At 47.7% G+C, this 2131-nt stretch carries 5 protein-coding genes; all 5 read left to right on the forward strand.

Features of this window, described 5'->3' with window-relative positions; all coding sequences use genetic code 11:
• Positions 1-43 precede the first annotated feature (43 nt).
• Entirely contained in the window at positions 44-469 is a 426-nt protein-coding gene (locus tag RO21_RS10580) for a hypothetical protein (protein WP_047977752.1), read from the forward strand.
• Positions 462-617, forward strand: a complete 156-nt coding sequence (locus RO21_RS12985) for a hypothetical protein (RefSeq protein WP_157019778.1) — start codon at positions 462-464, stop codon at positions 615-617. Before RO21_RS10580 ends, RO21_RS12985 begins: the two co-directional genes overlap by 8 nt.
• A complete protein-coding gene (locus RO21_RS10585) occupies positions 608-1129 on the forward strand; it encodes a hypothetical protein (protein ID WP_047977753.1) in 522 nt (173 codons plus the stop codon). The genes RO21_RS12985 and RO21_RS10585 overlap by 10 nt, the downstream gene beginning before the upstream one ends.
• Positions 1126-1407: a hypothetical protein gene (locus RO21_RS10590; protein WP_047977754.1), complete on the forward strand. Its 282-nt coding sequence runs from the start codon at positions 1126-1128 to the stop codon at positions 1405-1407. The genes RO21_RS10585 and RO21_RS10590 overlap by 4 nt, the downstream gene beginning before the upstream one ends.
• Position 1408: 1 nt before the next feature.
• On the forward strand, positions 1409-2131 hold a 723-nt coding region (locus tag RO21_RS10595), incomplete at its 3' end, for a hypothetical protein (RefSeq protein ID WP_047977755.1).

The raw sequence follows: 2131 nt of genomic DNA on the forward strand, positions 1-2131 counted from the left end.
AGTTGCAAATTCTGAAAGCAAAAGGCGAGCCATAGGGGAAGCAATGAGCAGAGCATTCATTCTTAATCAAGCCTTATTGCCGGAAACCAAACGCAACTTAGCGACTTATGAAGAACGGGGAATCACAGGCTGTTGGGCAAAATTAGTCCAACTTGCTAAAGATTACCGCACACCGAAAACAGCGGTGATCAACCCTAATCGGGGCGAAGCCTACTACAACGGTTTGCCCGCCGAATTTAAAACCGAAGTGCTGCTGCTCACCAAGTTTAATGCTATGCCGGCAGCGGCAAAAAGCGAACTGTTAGCGACACTCGGCATTGACGATACCGTAGCCTTTCACAAATTCAACGACTGGGAGCGGGCGGCAATCGGCAGAACCTTACGCCATTTGAAATTAGTCAGCAACCGAATGCCCGACAGCCTCAAAATCGCCGATTTCTTCCACGTTCAAGGGGGGCAAAATGGGTAATAAACACGCCTTACAACGCCTTTATCGGCAAGTTTACATTCAGTTCGGGCGAGCCACCACCGAGCAGGCTCGCCAAGTGCAATGGGATAACTTAACCCGCTTACGCAACCTCGCTTTCAAACTCAAGGAGCAAAACCAATGGCATTGATAACCCTAGACCAATACACCATCATTCCACGCCCCGAAGGGGATTTTGTGTTGCAACATCGGGAGGGGGAAGTTATCGGAAGAGGCAATCTGAAACTTATGATCATTGCTATTCGAATGATAAATGGAATGGATTTAGGGCGATTTAAAAGTATTCAGAAACACCTAATACATACTGAACGAAAAAAATTGTTAGGGATTTGGCGAAGATTAAACCCAATTCCTAAAAAATTAGGGCTATCTGAACTCATAGAGCGTACTAAAGGTTTATTTTTATTATTTCAAGGGGAAAAGCCTGTGTCAGTCTTTCTATTAAAACAATACACCATTACCGCACTCCCTGAAGGCGATTATTTGCTAGTTCATAAAAGTAATAGAGATGTTACAACTTGGCGTGGCAGCTTAGATTCCGTGTTCGCCACAATGCTAGATCATTTTAAAAAGAATGGCGCATCTGTCTTGGAGCAGACGGATAAATCCAAAAATATCCGTATTTCAATGGCAATCCGATGAGCAAAATCAGTTACGGGCGATACTGCACCTTTTATCCCAAGGTCAATATTGGCAAGCACCGATTTTATCTCGAATATCGCCAAATCAGCCGCACCTTTGACCTCTACCACAACGGCAATCTGTGCGGCAAATATCGCCACAGCGATTTTGCCTTGCTCAAGGCGTTACATATTCTCACCAGCTGGCAAGGCGACACCGTGCCGGCAAAACATCGCGCCCTGTTACAAAAACTGGAACAGGGCTTTGAAATCCACTATCAAGGGTTAGGCAACGAATAAAATGCAGCAGGCAGACTGGATTTTAAGTGCAACGGAACAGGCGGAAATGGGCATCACCCCACCGCCTTTGCCTGTTTGTGCCGTGCCGGAAAGCCAACTGACCGAAATCAAAGATTTGGTTGCTGAACCGAAAAAGCCGAGCAATGCCAATCAGCTTTCCACCATTCAGTTGGAACTGTTTGAACTCGACCCCGACCACCACGATCTGCGCCAAGCCCATTTTGCCAACCTGCCGCGCCAATTAAGCGATTATTTTGCCCGCCGCTATCAGCACCGCCTGAAAAAATACGGCGCACACTATGCAAGCGGTTGGTTTACGCAGGAAATGCGCAAAATGCTGCCCCGTGTGGATAAGGTAATGCAACAATACGCCGATGTCTTTTCGCTCTACCATCAGCCTTGGCAGGATTTATCGTGGTTAGATACCCTAGGGCTTGAACACGATGATCTGCCCGTTGAGGGTGAACCTGCCGAACTTGCCGCCGAAAGACAGGCAAGGGAAAACAAACGCAGACGCTGGGCGGCAGTATTAGCCAACGACCCAATCGCCGCACGGCTTTCCCAAACCAAAGCCGAATTTGCCGAACGTAATTTGCAGCCGCTCTGCTACCAACGCCCCGAGCGGTTAAAGCAAATCGCCGATACGCTCACCTTTAAAATGGAGCAAATGCAAGATGAATACTGCATAAAGCACCAGCATAAAGCCACCAATGCCGACACCGCC

This window comes from Muribacter muris (genome assembly GCF_001038205.1).
GTDB lineage: Bacteria > Pseudomonadota > Gammaproteobacteria > Enterobacterales > Pasteurellaceae > Muribacter > Muribacter muris.

Coding starts and splice junctions, on each gene's coding strand:
- RO21_RS10580 (WP_047977752.1), top strand. CDS start 44: ATGAGCAGAGCATTCATTCTTAATCAAGCCTTATTGCCGGAAACCAAA.
- RO21_RS12985 (WP_157019778.1), top strand. CDS start 462: ATGGGTAATAAACACGCCTTACAACGCCTTTATCGGCAAGTTTACATT.
- RO21_RS10585 (WP_047977753.1), top strand. CDS start 608: ATGGCATTGATAACCCTAGACCAATACACCATCATTCCACGCCCCGAA.
- RO21_RS10590 (WP_047977754.1), top strand. CDS start 1,126: ATGAGCAAAATCAGTTACGGGCGATACTGCACCTTTTATCCCAAGGTC.